11 protein-coding genes are annotated in these 13980 nt (G+C 67.0%); 1 reads left to right on the top strand and 10 read right to left on the bottom strand.

The genetic code is table 11. From position 1 onward, the window contains the following. The first annotated feature begins 78 nt into the window (after nt 1-78). A complete protein-coding gene (locus GGD67_RS09540) occupies nt 79-1836 on the top strand; it encodes an alkaline phosphatase (protein WP_179732357.1) in 1758 nt (585 codons plus the stop codon). 66 nt (nt 1837-1902) lie between these two features. Here the strand turns inward: GGD67_RS09540 and GGD67_RS09535 are convergent, their stop codons facing one another. From GGD67_RS09535 to sdhC, 10 genes are all read right to left on the bottom strand, one after another. Then, the gene (locus GGD67_RS09535; protein ID WP_018318937.1) at nt 1903-4020 is read right to left on the bottom strand and encodes an OmpA family protein; all 2118 of its coding nucleotides are present in this window, start codon (nt 4018-4020) and stop codon (nt 1903-1905) included. Nucleotides 4021-4206: 186 nt separating this feature from the next. Further along, nucleotides 4207-4449 (bottom strand): hypothetical protein, encoded by a 243-nt coding sequence (locus tag GGD67_RS09530; protein ID WP_026202099.1) that lies wholly within the window; start codon nt 4447-4449, stop codon nt 4207-4209. A gap of 85 nt (nt 4450-4534) precedes the next feature. Continuing rightward, nucleotides 4535-4921, bottom strand: coding sequence for a VOC family protein (locus GGD67_RS09525; RefSeq protein ID WP_018318935.1), 387 nt, complete (start codon nt 4919-4921; stop codon nt 4535-4537). Nucleotides 4922-4941: 20 nt separating this feature from the next. Next, nucleotides 4942-5766 (bottom strand): FkbM family methyltransferase, encoded by an 825-nt coding sequence (locus tag GGD67_RS09520; RefSeq protein ID WP_179732356.1) that lies wholly within the window; start codon nt 5764-5766, stop codon nt 4942-4944. Between the two features lie 274 nt (nt 5767-6040). After that, on the bottom strand, nt 6041-7996 hold the full coding sequence (locus GGD67_RS09515; protein WP_018318933.1) for an ABC transporter ATP-binding protein/permease: 1956 nt from the start codon (nt 7994-7996) through the stop codon (nt 6041-6043). 53 nt (nt 7997-8049) lie between these two features. Further along, on the bottom strand, nt 8050-10248 hold the full coding sequence (locus GGD67_RS09510) for a hybrid sensor histidine kinase/response regulator (RefSeq protein ID WP_179732354.1): 2199 nt from the start codon (nt 10246-10248) through the stop codon (nt 8050-8052). Between the two features lie 187 nt (nt 10249-10435). Beyond that, nucleotides 10436-11218: a succinate dehydrogenase iron-sulfur subunit gene (locus GGD67_RS09505; RefSeq protein WP_038972643.1), complete on the bottom strand. Its 783-nt coding sequence runs from the start codon at nt 11216-11218 to the stop codon at nt 10436-10438. Nucleotides 11219-11242: 24 nt separating this feature from the next. After that, nucleotides 11243-13078 carry a succinate dehydrogenase flavoprotein subunit gene (sdhA, locus tag GGD67_RS09500; RefSeq protein WP_179732352.1) on the bottom strand — a complete coding sequence of 612 codons (1836 nt, stop codon included), beginning with the start codon at nt 13076-13078 and terminating at the stop codon, nt 11243-11245. Between the two features lie 3 nt (nt 13079-13081). Beyond that, nucleotides 13082-13486, bottom strand: coding sequence for a succinate dehydrogenase, hydrophobic membrane anchor protein (gene sdhD / locus GGD67_RS09495; RefSeq protein WP_018318929.1), 405 nt, complete (start codon nt 13484-13486; stop codon nt 13082-13084). Further along, the gene (gene sdhC, locus GGD67_RS09490) at nt 13483-13881 is read right to left on the bottom strand and encodes a succinate dehydrogenase, cytochrome b556 subunit (protein WP_018318928.1); all 399 of its coding nucleotides are present in this window, start codon (nt 13879-13881) and stop codon (nt 13483-13485) included. The genes sdhD and sdhC overlap by 4 nt, the downstream gene beginning before the upstream one ends. Between the last annotated feature and the right edge of the window lie 99 nt (nt 13882-13980).

Here is a 13980-nt window from a genome sequence, read left to right as displayed (position 1 = left end):
GCGCGACATAATGACGGTGTCATCCTCGGCCGTTAGGCTCCCCGCTTTCCCCGGAATGGGCATCGCGGAGCATCGAACATGGTCAAGGGATCGGCACTCGCCTCTCTCATCGTCTTGCTTTGGACAACGTCACTGTCGGCACAGACGATCTATCCGATCGATCGTGCCGAGATCCTGGCCGGAGCCCAATTCGACTTCAAGGTCGAATTCCCCGGGCCCGTCGATCCCGCCAAGCTGAAGGTGACGGTGAACGGCGCGGATTACGCGACCGCGTTCGGCCGTTCGGCGACCTTCATCGACCGCGAGGACGGCAAGGAACAGTCGGCGCTGATCCTGCGCGACGTCACGCTGACCACGCCGGGCAGCATTGCCGTGGATGTGAGTGACGGCACGCGCCAGCGCAGCGTCACATGGACGGTCTACGACACGGGTCCGCGCAAGGCGAAGAACGTCATCCTGTTCATCGGTGACGGCATGTCGCCGGCGCATCGGGTCGCGGCCCGAATCCTGTCCAAGGGCATCTCGGAGGGCAAGAGCCGCGGCAAGCTCGCTATCGACGACATGCCTCACATGGCACTGGTGGCGACCGCGGGCTCGGACTCGATCATCACGGACTCCGCGAATTCGGCCAGCGCCTATGCGACCGGGCACAAGGCTGCCGTCAACGCGCTCGGCGTCTACGCGGACCGCACCGCAAGCCCGTTCGACGATCCCCGGGTCGAAACCATCACGAGCCTTGCCCGGAGGCGGCTCGGCATGGCGATCGGCGTCGTCACCAACACCGAGATCGAGGACGCAACGCCGGCGGCGATGGTCGCGCACACGCGCCGGCGCGCGGCCTATGACGAGATCGTCGAGCAGTTGTTCGCGGCCAAGCCGGATGTGCTGATGGGCGGGGGCAGCGCGAATTTCCTGCCGAAATCCGCCGCCGGCTCCAAGCGCAAGGACGAGACCGACTTCATCGCGAAGTTTCGTGACGCAGGCTACCAGGTGGCGACCACCGCGGGCGAGCTCGGCGCTTCTGCCGCAAAGCCGGAGACCAGCAAGCTGCTCGGCCTGTTCGCCGCCGGCAACATGGACGGCGCGCTGGATCGCAAATTCCTCAGAGGCGGCGGCGTGAAGAAATTTCCCGAGCAACCTGACTTGACCGAGCAGGTGCAGGCAGCGCTGAACATCCTGGCGAAGAACGAGGCTGGCTTCTTCCTGATGGTCGAGTCCGGAATGATCGACAAATACGCGCATTTGCTCGACATGGAGCGCGCCGTCTTCGACACGATCATGCTCGACAACGCGGTGCGCCAGACCCGTGAATGGGGGCGCGCGCGCGGCGAGGACACCCTCATCCTGGTGTTGGCGGACCACAATCATCCCAACAGTCTCGTCGGCACGGTGAATGACGACATGGGCACCGCGCCCAACGTGCCGCTGCGCGAGCGCGTCGGCGTCTACGACCAGGCCGGGTTTCCGAATTATCCGGCGCCGGATGCGGAGGGTTATCCGGCCCGCATCGATGTGAGCCGGCGGCTTGCCATCTTCTCGGCCAGCCTGCCGGACCATTACGAGACGTTCCGCCCGAAGCTCGACAATCCCAACGAGCCGACCGTGAAGGGTGCGGAGGACGGGACGTTCAAGGCCAACGACAGATACAAGGATGTTCCAGGCGTCGTGCTGCGCCCCGGCAATCTGCCGGCGATGATCGGCGCCAGCGTGCATTCCGGCGAGGACGTCATCCTCACGGCGACGGGTCCGGGCAGCGAGCGCGTGCAGGGTTCGATGGACAATACGGAAGTGTTTCGCGTCATCGCGGATGCGCTTGGGCTTGCCGCCGCGCATTAAGGGCGAGACGCGCGCCAAACAAAAATGGCCGGGATTGCTCCCGGCCATTTTCTCGTTGCGAGGGACTTACTGCCGCGGCGGAGGCGCCGCGTTGGCCTGGCCGCCATTGAGCAGCGGCGTGATGTTGCGGATGGTCACGCGCCGGTTGATCAGGCTCGGCCCTTGCGACTGCTCCTTCAGATACTGCTCGCCATAGCCCTGCGACGTCAGGTTCTCCGCGGGCACGTTGAACTGCTGCGTTAGCAATTCGGCCGCGGACTGCGCACGACGGTCCGACAATGACAGATTGTCGACCTCGTTGCCGACCGCGTCGGTGTGTCCCTCGATCAGGAACACCGCGCGCGGGTTCTGCTGAATCGCCTGGTTGAGGCCGTCGGCGATCACCTGCAGCCGGGCCGCCTGGTCCGGCGGGATGGTCCACGATCCCGTCTCGAAGTTGATCGTGTTGACGTCGATGCTCGGCATCTGCATGCGGACATTGGGGCTGTAGCGGATCTCGTCGAGCGAGTAACGCCGATCGATCCGCTGTACCGGCGGTGCCACCATGGTCTGGTAGATCACATCCGGCGATGCCTCCTGGGCGTCGACGATGTAGCGGTCGTAGGGAATGTTCACGACCGGCGGCGGCACGTCGACATAGAAGCCGCCGACTGCCCGCGGATCGCGGTAGGTGTTGTCGATGATGACGAGCTCGCCCCCGCGGGGGTCCCTGCGGATTCGCCGCCGCAGCGAACCGTCCGCACCGACCACGGTGATGATCTCGCTGCCGTCGGGACGGACCACGACGGTGCGGGTTTCACCGCCGACGGTGTCGGTGCGGATGTCACGGGCGCCATAGCGGAAGCGATAGAGGTCGTTGCCGCGGACGTAAGCCTGCCCGCCCGGATCGCGGATGATGATGCGGTCCGGCTCGGTGTAGACGGTGCGGCCGCCTTCGACGACCTCGCGTCGCTGGCTGTGCATGTCGGCAATGGTGGCGCCGATCACGGCGCCGGCCACCACGCCTGCACCGATCGCGAGCGGGGTCAGGTCGCGCTGCTGCGGGCGCGGCGGAGGCGGCAAGGGTGCGGCGACCGTCGGCGCGGCCCGGAAGGCGGGCGCGACCGTCGGCGGCCTGTATTGTGCCCTGTCGGGCGGCGGCGCGGCGGCCGGTGTGCCAGGGACGACGGTCGGCGCGGCAGCGCCGGCGGGAGGCGCCGGCGGCCGGGGCGGGGCACCAGCCTGCGGGCCGGCAGGCGGGGTTCCGGCCGCGGGCGGCGTTGCACCCTGCTGACCGGGGGTTGGCGTCGCAGTCGGGGCCGGAGCCGCGCCGGGGCCCGGCGTTGCCGCACCCGGACGTCCGGGCGGTGGCGTCGGCGTGCTGCCGGGAGCCGGCGTGGCCGTCGGAGCGGGCGCGGCACCGGGAGCCGGCGATCCTGCAGCCGGAGGCGTGCCGGGACGTGCGCCGGGCGGCGGTGCGCCGGGTCGGCCCGCCGGCGGTGCGCCAGGCGTGCTGCCCGGAGCCGGCGTTGCAGTCGGCGCGGGTGTCGCAGTCGGGGCAGGTGTGGCGGTCGGAGCAGGCGCTCCCGGTCGCGCCGTCGGCGCTGCGGGTGCGGGAGAAGGCGTCGCCGCGGGGCCCGGAGCGGGGCGGCCCGGAGGCGTTGCAGCCGGCGGCGGCGCTGGTGGCGTCGGGGCCGGACGTGCTGCGGGAGGCGGCGGCGTCGGTGCGTGCTGCGGACCTGCAGCAGGCGGCGGTGCCGGCGGCGTGGGAGCCGGGCGTGCCGCAGGCGGCGGAGGTGGAGGTGTCGGGGCGTGCTGCTGCGGCGCCGCGGCCGGAGGCGGCGACGGCTGCTTCGGTGCAGCAGGCGGCGGTGGTGGCGGCGGGGGAGCCGGACGGGCCGCAGGTGGCGGCGGAGGCGGTGGCGGCGCGGCGGGACGCGGCGGTGCGGCGGCCGGCGGCGGCGCAGCCGGCGGGTGGGGCGGTGCAGCGGCGGGCGGCGGAGCGGCCGGGCGCGCGGGCCCAGCAGGCGGCGCAGCCGCGGGTCCCTTCGGCGGCTGCTTCGGTTTTCCGTCAGGGCCTGCATCTTGAGGCTGCGCCTGTGCGACCACGAGCGGCGGCGCACTTTGCGCTTGCGATGCGGAGCTTGCGAATTGCATCGCGGTCAGAGCCGTCGTCGCGAGCAGCACGAAACGAAGATTGGTCATGGTGGTGAACTTCCCCGGAAGGTTCTTTGACGAAGTGTTGGGATGAACAGCTACGCGTTAGGCCGGATTGTGGCGGGCGATGCGGTCGCGGCCCGATTTATTTCTGCACGGAAATCACGTCACTCCGGCAACGTTCATTGCGCATTCAGACGCTGGTTGCAATTGCCCCACATGTGATCGGCTGCTTCATGCGCGATCCCGCGGCGGAATTGCATCCGTCGCAGGATTCGGCGTCAGCGGCCCGTTCGGCCCGCGCGATGGAATCTCTTCAGGCATGCGGCCCGGCAATTCGTCGGGCCGCGGTGGCGAGCCGGGTTCGCGCACCGGCGGCGTGATTTCAGGCTGCGGATTGCCCGGCGGAATGCCGGGCGGCGGTTCGGCTGGAGTCCCCGGAGTTGCCGGTGGAATCTCGGGCGGTTCGATCGGCATCGGCACCATCGGGATCAGGTTGTCCGGAGAAGGACAACGATGATGCCGCGCCGATGTTCCCAGATCGCGTCGCGCTGGATCTGCCTTATTCCGGCGCGTGGCAGACGGCCTCGATGTTGTGGCCGTCAGGGTCGAGCACGAAGGCGCCGTAGTAGTTCGCATGGTAATGCGGGCGGATGCCGGGCGGGCCGTTGTCGCGGCCGCCGGCCGCGATGGCCGCCTTGTAGAAGGCGTCGACGGTCGCGCGGTCCCTGGCCGCGATTGCGACATGCACCGGCTTGTTCATGGCGCCTTCGCCGCCGATCCAGAAATCCGGCTTGCCGTTGGCACCGAAGCCTGCGGCTGCAGCGTGGCCGGTCTGCTCCGCCGTGACCTCCATGATCAGGCCGTAGCCGAGCGGAGCCAGCGCCTTGGCGTAGAACGCCTTGGCGCGCTCATAGTCGGAGACGGAGAAACCCAGATGGTCGATCATCGTAACCTCCTTCGTCCTTGTCAGCGTGAGAGGAACGTATTGCTTCGCGTCTTGCGCATGATCGCGAATCCACGCGCGACCATGTCGGCAATACAATCCTGCTGCCATTCGTTTTGTGACAGATGCTCGATGACGACCGCGCGCGGCCATAGCGAGGGCGGTGCATCGCGGAAGAAGCCGATCAGCACGCGGTCCTCAAAACCCTCGACGTCGATCTTCAGCGAATCAACTTGGCGGACGCCGGCCTCGTCGAGAATGCGTGTCAGCCGCAGTGACGGCACCTTGATGGCCTCGGCGGTCGCCGTGCCGGTGACGACGTGCGTGGCGCCAAGATTGCCGCCGCCGCTCTCGATCATCAGCTCGCCGTCGCTGTCGCCGGCCGCAGCCTGCACCAGGCGCACTTGCGCCGTCTTCGACGCGGCGTGGTTGAAGGAAAGCCGTCCAAACGTCAGCGGATGTGGCTCGATCGCGACCACCTTGCCTGAGCTGCCGACCTGCTGCGCCATCACCAGCGCAAACGTGCCGACATTGGCGCCGACGTCGACGAAGGTGCCGCCCGCCGGGGTGTGCTGGCGCAGGAAGTCGAGCTCGTCGAGATTGTAATCGGGATTGAACAGCGCGCCGCGCTCGGTCGCGCTGCCCTGGTGATAGAAGCGGAACGATGCGCCCTGATATTGCACGTCGACCGGGCCGCCGCGCAGCAGGTTGACCAGCCGCGACATCCAGGGTCGGAATGCGCCGCGCTTCAGCCCCGACTGCTGTGCGAGGCGAATGATCGCAGCTTGCGCCGCATTGGGCGCAAACGCGCCGAACGGCGCGGACGAAGGGGCGTTGTCGGTCGTCAAGCAGGCGATCCTCGTTGCAAGCGGCGCATGCATAGCCGGTTTTGCGCGGGACTCCAACGCTCGATGCGAGCCACAATCTCGGGGTCGTCCCCGCGAACGCGGGGACCCATAACCCCAGGGAGGAGTCCAATGCGAGATGCCCACTCCGAGTCGTCGCCAAACTCCTCCCTGTGGGTATGGGTCCCGGATCTGCACGCAGCTCTAGGCAACGCTTCGCGTTACCTAGAGCTGCGCTCGTCCGGGACGACGGAGAGAGTGCGTTACACCGCTTTCCTCACGCCGCCTTCTTCGGAGCCTTGCGCTGCCGCAGGAAGCGGCCGAGCAGCCTGCGCTTGCCCTTGCGCGGGATCAGCTCGATGTCGCTGACGAGCTTGGCGCCGCCCTTGCGGCGCTCCAGCACGATCTTGCGGCTGTGGAAGGCTTCCAGCTCGGCGCGATGCGCGACGCTGACGATGGTCGCCTTAGGTAGCGCGTCGGTGACCGTCTTCATCATCTTGTCCTGGCTCTTCTCGTCGAGCGCCGAGGTCGCCTCATCCAGCACGACGATATCGGGGTTGTGCAGCAGCAGCCGCGCGAAGGCGAGACGCTGTTTCTCGCCGCCTGACAGCGTCTGGTCCCACGGGCCCTCTTCCTCGATCTTCTCCTTGAGATGATCGAGCCCGACCTTGTGCAAGGCTTCGCCGATCTCCTCCACGGTCCAGTGGTCGGCGGCGCCCGGATAGGCGACCGCGCGGCGCAATGATCCGGAAGGCACGTAGGGCCGCTGCGGCAGCATGAACAGGCGCCGGTCGGGATGGAAATTCACGCTGCCGCCGCCCCAGGGCCACAGGCCCGCGATGGCGCGCACCAGCGTGCTCTTGCCGGTGCCGGATTCGCCGGCGACAAGCAGCCGTTCGCCGGGCTCGATCACCACCTCGGTCTCGCCGACCACGGCCGTGCCGTCGTCGAGCGTGACCGAGAGGTCGTTCAGCTCCAGCATGGCGTCGTTGCGGGTCTCGCCGCGCTTGATGCGGCCGAGGCCATCGCCTTGCTCGGCGCGTTCGAGGCCGTCGAGCGACATCATCAACGAAGCGATGCGGCGCGCGCAGGCATTCCAGTCGGCGAGCCGCGGATAATTGTCGACCAGCCAGCCGAACGCGCTCTGCACGATGGTGAAGGCGGAGGCCGCCTGCATCACTTGTCCCAGCGTCATGCTGCCGTCGAGAAATTTTGGCGCGCAAAGCAAAAGCGGCACGACCGGCGCAACCAGGCTCGATCCCTGCGACACCAGCGTGGTGCGCATGTGTTGGCCGGCGAGCCGCGCCCATTGCCTGAGCACGCTCGTGAAATTGCGGTCGATGCCGTCGCGCTCTTCCTCCTCGCCGCCGAGCAGCGCGATGCTCTCGCCGTGCTCGCGCACGCGCGTCAGCGTATAGCGGAAATCGGCCTCGGCCTGGTTCTTGTTCTCGGAGACCTGGACGAACTGACGGCCGATCACCAGGATCGAGCCGGACGCGATCGCGGCATAGAGCATCGCGGCGATCACGAGGAAGCCGGGAATGGTGATGCTCGACCCGCCGAACGTGACGGTGAGCGCGCCGCCGATGGTCCAGAGCACGACGATGAAGGTCGCGGCCGACAGCAGCGCCGAGGTGACGCCCGCGAGGAAATCGACCGGCGAATCGGTCGCGATGCGCAGATCCTCCGCAATCCGATATTCCGGATTTTCGTGGTCGCCGCGGACGAGGTTGAGCTGGTAATAGCGCCCGTTCTTGAGCCACCGCGTCAGCACGCTCGCAGTCAACCAGGCCCGCCAGCGCCGCTGGATGCCCATGCGCGCGAACACCTGGATGACGCCGAGCACGATGCTGCCGATCGCAAGCGGGAAGAACAAAGCGGTGAGATGGAAGACGGCGGTCGCATCGCGTTTCTCGATCGCGTCGAAGATCGCCCGGTTCCAGACATTGATGCCGTACTGGAAGCCGACGGTCAGGACGATCAGCGCGCCGAGGCCGAGCGAGAACGGCCAGGCGAGGCGATCGCCGTTGCGTCCCCAGAAGCCGCGCGCGCTGATCCAGAACCGCGTCAGCAGATAATCCTTGCGGGCCTGCTCGGCTTCCTCGGGCGTTAGCTCCGGGTCAGGCTCGAGCAATTCCGGCGGTGGCGCGGCGACCTCGTCGCCATTCTCCCCCTTGATCCCGACGATGGGCGGTTTGGGGCCCTGTTCGCGCTTCGCGGCCGGCTTTTGCATGAGCGGACAACGCGAAGGAAATCAACCGGTTCCCTCAGGTTCCGCGTGGCGCCTCATTCGGCCGCGCCGTCGCGGACGCGCCGGATGCGGGCCGCCCGGTGGAGAACGCGCGACAATTCCTCGATCGAATAAGGCTTCTGCACGAGTTCGAAACCGGTCACGCCCTCTTGCGACAGGGCCTGGCTGTAGCCCGTGGTCAGCACGACCGGCACGTCGATGCCGCGGTCGCGGATCGCCTGCGCCAGATCGAGCCCGGTCATCCCAGGCATCACCACGTCCGTGAACACGACGTCGAAGCGATCCGCGTCCATGACGAGCTCGGCGAGCGCATCGGTCGCGTTGTCGACCAGCGTGATGCTGTAGCCGAGCTCGGTGAGGCCGTCGGCGGCAAAATTGGCCAGCTCGATATTGTCCTCGACCAGCAGCACCGACATGCCGCTGCCGGCCACCGCCGGCGCCGTGTTCGGCGCCTGCCGCTGCGGCAGCAGATCCGGCGGCACGCGCGGCAGGTAGAGCGAGAAGGTGCTGCCGCGACCGACCTCGCTCGCAACCGTCACCTCGCCGCCGGATTGCCGGGCGAAGCCGAACACCTGGGACAGGCCGAGGCCGGTGCCATGGCCGACCTGCTTGGTGGTGAAGAACGGTTCGAAGATGCGCTCCAGTCGTGCGGCAGGAATGCCGATGCCGGTGTCGCTGACGGTCACGCTGATGAAGCCGCGGTTTGCCAGGTTCTGGTTTGCCAAGCTCTGGCTTCCCAAATTCTGGCTTACCAAGTTCTGGCTGCCTGGGGCATGGGCCAGCGTGTCCGGAACGGTCGTCGCGGTCTCGACCGTGAAAACGATCCTGCCCTTGCCCTGCATGGCATCGCGCGCGTTGGTCGCCATGTTGATCAGTGCCGTCTCGAACTGGCCGGCATCGGCGTGGACGAGGCAGGGCTCGGTGGGCAGGCGCATGGTGATCTCGATGGCCGGCCCCAGCAGCGGCGCCAGCATGTCGTGCAGCGCCTGCATCCGCTCGCCGACGTCGAACACTTCCGGCTTCAGGGTTTGACGCCGCGCAAAGGCGAGCAGCTGCGAGGTCAGCTTCGCCGCGCGTGCCACCGCGTCCGCAATGGCCGTGATGTAGCGCTGCCGCCGCTCCTCCGTCAGTTGCGGCCGGTTCAACAGGTCGACCGAGGCGCGGATCACCGTCAGCAGATTGTTGAAATCATGCGCAACGCCGCCGGTGAGCTGTCCGAGCGCCTCCAGGCGCTGGCTGTGCTTGAGCGCCTCCTCGGCCTCACGCCGCTTGGCGGCTTCGGCCTGAAGGTGCTGGGTGCGCCGCAACGCCAGCGCCAACAGCAGAAACAGGAGTGCGGTGGCGGGAATGCCGAACACCAGATGCTGGCCCATGGTGGCGAGCCAGCGCGCGCGGATCGCCGAGGTCTCGAGCCCGGCGCTGACATAGATCGGATATTCGGCGACGCGCCGATAGCCAATGCGGCGCTCGATCCCGTCCGACGGCCAGGCGACGGTGATGAGGCCGTGCGCGGGCCGCGCCGCGATTTCCCGGCCGACCGGTCCAGTCGGATCGAGCCGAAGATCGCGCTCGAGCCGCGGGAACTGCGCGAGCAGCACGCCGTCGGCGCGTCCCATCGCGAAGAAGCTGCCGGCATCGGAGCCGATCCGCGCATAGAAACTCTCGAAATATTCGGGCAGGACGGAGGCCTGGATCACCCCGATGAAGCTGCCGTCGTCGGAGTCGCGGCGGCGGCTCATCCCGAAGAAGCGCGCGCCCTGATAGGGCGGACGGGGTGTCAGGGCCGTGCCGATGAAGCTGCCGATGGTCTGGTCGACATGAGCGTAGAAATAGTCGCGGTCTGCAAAGCGGAGCTCCGGCGGCGGCGAGGCAAGGCTGTTGACCAGCGCTCTTCCGTCCGCGTCGAAGATCCAGGCCGATTTGAGCTGCGGCAGCGAATCGGTCAGTCGCCTCAGGCGGCGGTGTAGCGCCGGCTCGCGCGCGCGGATGACGTCGTCGGGAAGGCCGCGCACGACCTCGTTGAGCTCGGCCAGGCTGCGATCGATGGTCTCGAACACCTTGAGCGCGTGCTCATGCACGACGTCGAGCGTGCGCTCGATCTCCCGGTCGGCGATGTCCCTGGTCGAGGTGTAGGAGATCGCGGAGGTGATGATGAACAGCGCAACCGGCAGCGCCAGGGATGCCGCCATCATCCACTGCAACAGCTTCAGCGAATTGCGTTGCGCCCTCTGCACAGTCGCTCCGTCCCTGACGGGAGCTTAACTGAATCTCGCGCGGGGAAGGAAGCAACTTGTGCCGGAACCGCTGGTTGTGCGCCTGGAACTTACGCGCACCGCGGGTCGGAGAAAATTCTACTCGAATTGACTGCGATGTCGGAATGTCCCGGCCGGACTGGCCGGGACAGGAAGCATGAAGCCGCCTTTAGATCTGGCGCTCGACCATCTTGAGCTTGAGCTCGGCGATGGCTTCCGCCGGGTTCAGTCCCTTCGGGCAGGCCTTGGCGCAATTCATGATGGTGTGGCAGCGGTAGAGGCGGAACGGATCCTCGAGATTGTCGAGCCGCTCGCCGGTCGCCTCGTCGCGCGAATCGGACACCCAGCGGTTGGCCTGGAGCAGCGCGGCGGGGCCGAGATAACGTTCGCTGTTCCACCAATAGCTCGGGCACGAGGTCGAGCAGCAGGCGCACAGGATGCACTCGTAGAGGCCGTCGAGCTTCTCGCGGTCCTCGTGGGTCTGGCGCCATTCCTTCTGCGGCGTCGGCGAGGTGGTCTTCAGCCACGGCTCGACCGAGGCGTACTGGGCGTAGAAATTGGTGAGGTCGGGGACGAGGTCCTTCACCACCGGCTGGTGCGGCAGCGGATTGATCTTTACCGCGCCGTCCTTCACGTCGTGCATCGAGCGGGTGCAGGCGAGCGTATTCTGGCCGTCGATGTTCATGGCGCAGGAGCCGCAGACGCCTTCGCGGCAGGAGCGGCGGAAGGTCAGCGACGGATCGATGTGGTTCTTGATCCAGATCAGGCCGTCCAGCACCATCGGACCGCAATCATTGGTGTCGACGTAATAGGTGTCGACGCTCGGATTCTTGCCGTCGTCCGGATTCCAGCGATAGACGCGAAACTCGCGGGTCTCGGTCGCGCCCGCGGGCTTCGGCCAGGTCTTGCCGCCAGTGATCTTGGAGTTCTTCGGAAGTGCGAATTCAACCATCTCGATAAGGCCTTCGCTGTTCGCTCAATACACACGCGCTTTCGGCGGGATGTACTGCACGTCGTTGGTCATGGTGTAGTCGTGAACCGGGCGGTACTCGATCTTGACCTTGCCGGCATCGTCCAGCCAGGCCAGCGTGTGCTTCATCCAGTTCTTGTCGTCGCGTTCGGAGAAGTCCTCGCGCGCATGCGCGCCGCGGCTCTCGGTGCGGTTGGCGGCCGAGTTCATCGTCACCACCGCCTGCGAGATCAGATTGTCGAACTCGAGCGTCTCGACGAGGTCCGAATTCCACACCAGCGAGCGGTCGGACACGGCGATGTCGGTGATGCCGCTGTGGACCTTCTCGATCAGGTTCTGGCCCTCGCTGAGGACTTCGCCGGTGCGGAACACGGCGCAATTGCTCTGCATCACGTGCTGCATGCCTTCGCGCAGCTTTGCGGTCGGCGTGCCGCCGGAGGCGTAGCGGTAATGGTCGAGCCGGCCGAGCGCGAGCTCGGACGAGTTCGCCGGCAGCTCCGGCTGCTTGGCATTGGGCGTCAGCTTCTCGGCGAGGCGGAGCGCTGCGGCGCGGCCGAACACGACGAGGTCGATCAGCGAGTTGGAGCCGAGGCGGTTGGCGCCGTGCACGGAGACGCAGGCGGCTTCGCCGATCGCCATCAGGCCGGGGATGATGGCGTTGTCGTCGCCGTCCTTCTTGGTCAGGACTTCGCCGTGATAGTTGGTGGGGATGCCGCCCATGTTGTAGTGCACCGTCGGCACGATCGGGATCGGCTCGCGCGTCACGTCGACATTGGCGAAGATCTTTGCGGATTCCGAGATGCCCGGCAGCCGCTCGGCCAGCACCGCGGGATCGAGATGGTCCAGATGCAGGAAGATGTGGTCCTTCTTCTTGCCGACGCCGCGACCTTCGCGGATCTCGATGGTCATCGCGCGCGAGACGACGTCGCGCGAGGCGAGGTCCTTGGCCGAGGGCGCATAGCGCTCCATGAAGCGCTCGCCTTCCGAGTTGACGAGATAGCCGCCTTCGCCGCGGGCGCCTTCGGTGACGAGACAGCCCGAGCCGTAGATGCCGGTCGGGTGGAACTGCACGAACTCCATGTCCTGCATCGGCAGGCCGGCGCGCAGCACCATGCCGCCGCCGTCACCGGTGCAGGTGTGCGCCGAGGTGCAGGAGGCATAGGCGCGGCCGTAGCCGCCGGTCGCCAGAATCACGGTCTGGGCGCGGAAGCGGTGCAGCGTGCCGTCGTCGAGCTTGAGCGCGATGACGCCGCGGCAGGTGCCCTGGTCGTCCATGATCAGGTCGATGGCGAAGAACTCGATGAAGAACTCGGCAGCGTGGCGCAGCGACTGGCCGTACATCGTGTGCAGCATGGCGTGGCCGGTGCGGTCGGCGGCGGCGCAGGTGCGCTGCGCCTGGCCCTTGCCGTAGTCCATGGTCATGCCGCCGAACGGACGCTGATAGATCTTGCCGTCCTCGGTGCGCGAGAACGGCACGCCCCAATGCTCGAGCTCGTAGACCGCGTCGGGCGCGTTGCGCACCATGTATTCGATCGCGTCCTGATCGCCGAGCCAGTCCGACCCCTTCACGGTGTCGTACATGTGCCAGCGCCAGTCGTCCTTGTGCATGTTGCCGAGCGAGGCGGAGATGCCGCCCTGCGCCGCCACCGTGTGCGAGCGGGTCGGAAACACCTTGGTGATGCAGGCGGTGCGCAGGCCCGCTTCGCCGCAGCCGACCACGGCGCGCAGACCCGCGCCGCCGGCGCCGACCACGACGACGTCATAGGTGTGGTCTTCGATCGGATAGGCTTTGCCGTTGGTGGCGGGAGCGCCGTTGCCCGTGCCATTCGTTGTGGTGGCCATGGGTTACACTCCGGAGGACAGTTTCAGGATCGCGTAGGTCGAGGCGAGTGCCACGGCGACCGAGAAGAAATTGTTGAGCATGATCGAGACGAGCTTCAGCTTCTCGTTATGGACGTAGTCCTCGATCACCACCTGCATGCCGATCTTCATGTGCCAGGCGCTGGCGAAAATGAAGAGGAGCAGGATCACCGCGACGGGAATGGAGCTCAGGGTCTGCGCAGCGTAGACCTGGTTGCGGCCGAGCAGCATCACGATGATCACCAGCGCCGGGATCATCAGCAGCGTCATGGCGACGCCGGTGATGCGCTGACGCCAGAAATCGGACGTGCCGGAATGCGCGGCGCCGAGATTGCGGACGCGGCCGAGCGGGGTGCGCAGGCTGCGCTTCGGCGTATCGGATGCGCTCATCGTCCACCTCCGTTCGCATAGGCGATGATCCAGATCAGCACCGTCAGCGCGATGCCGCCGATCAGGGCGCCCCAGGTCAGCGCTTCCCGCTCATTGGCCTTGAAGCCGTAGCCGAGGTCCCACACGAAATGCCGGATGCCGCTGAGCATATGGTGCATCAGCGCCCAGGTGTAGCCGAACACGATCAGCCGCCCGATGATGCTGCCGGCGAAGGCCTGGACGTGCGCGTAAGCGGCCGGGCCGGAAGCCGCGGCAACCAGCCACCAGACCAGCAGCAGGGTTCCGAAATAGAGGGCAATACCGGTGGCGCGATGGATGATGGAGAGAGCCATCGTCAGCGTCCAGCGGTAGACTTGCATGTGCGGCGAGAGGGGTCGTTCGATCCGTGCGGTCATGGGCTTTGATGTTTTATGGCGGCCCAGCAGGGGGCGCGCGGGGATCGGAAAGGTCGGCTCTATTTACGGAGTCGATTTGGCCTGCGCAATCTCCAAATT

Source organism: Bradyrhizobium sp. IAR9, assembly GCF_013408065.1.
Taxonomy (GTDB): domain Bacteria; phylum Pseudomonadota; class Alphaproteobacteria; order Rhizobiales; family Xanthobacteraceae; genus Bradyrhizobium.
The sequence above is the reverse complement of the archived record's forward strand: the minus strand, read 5'-3'. Positions and strand labels throughout refer to the sequence as shown.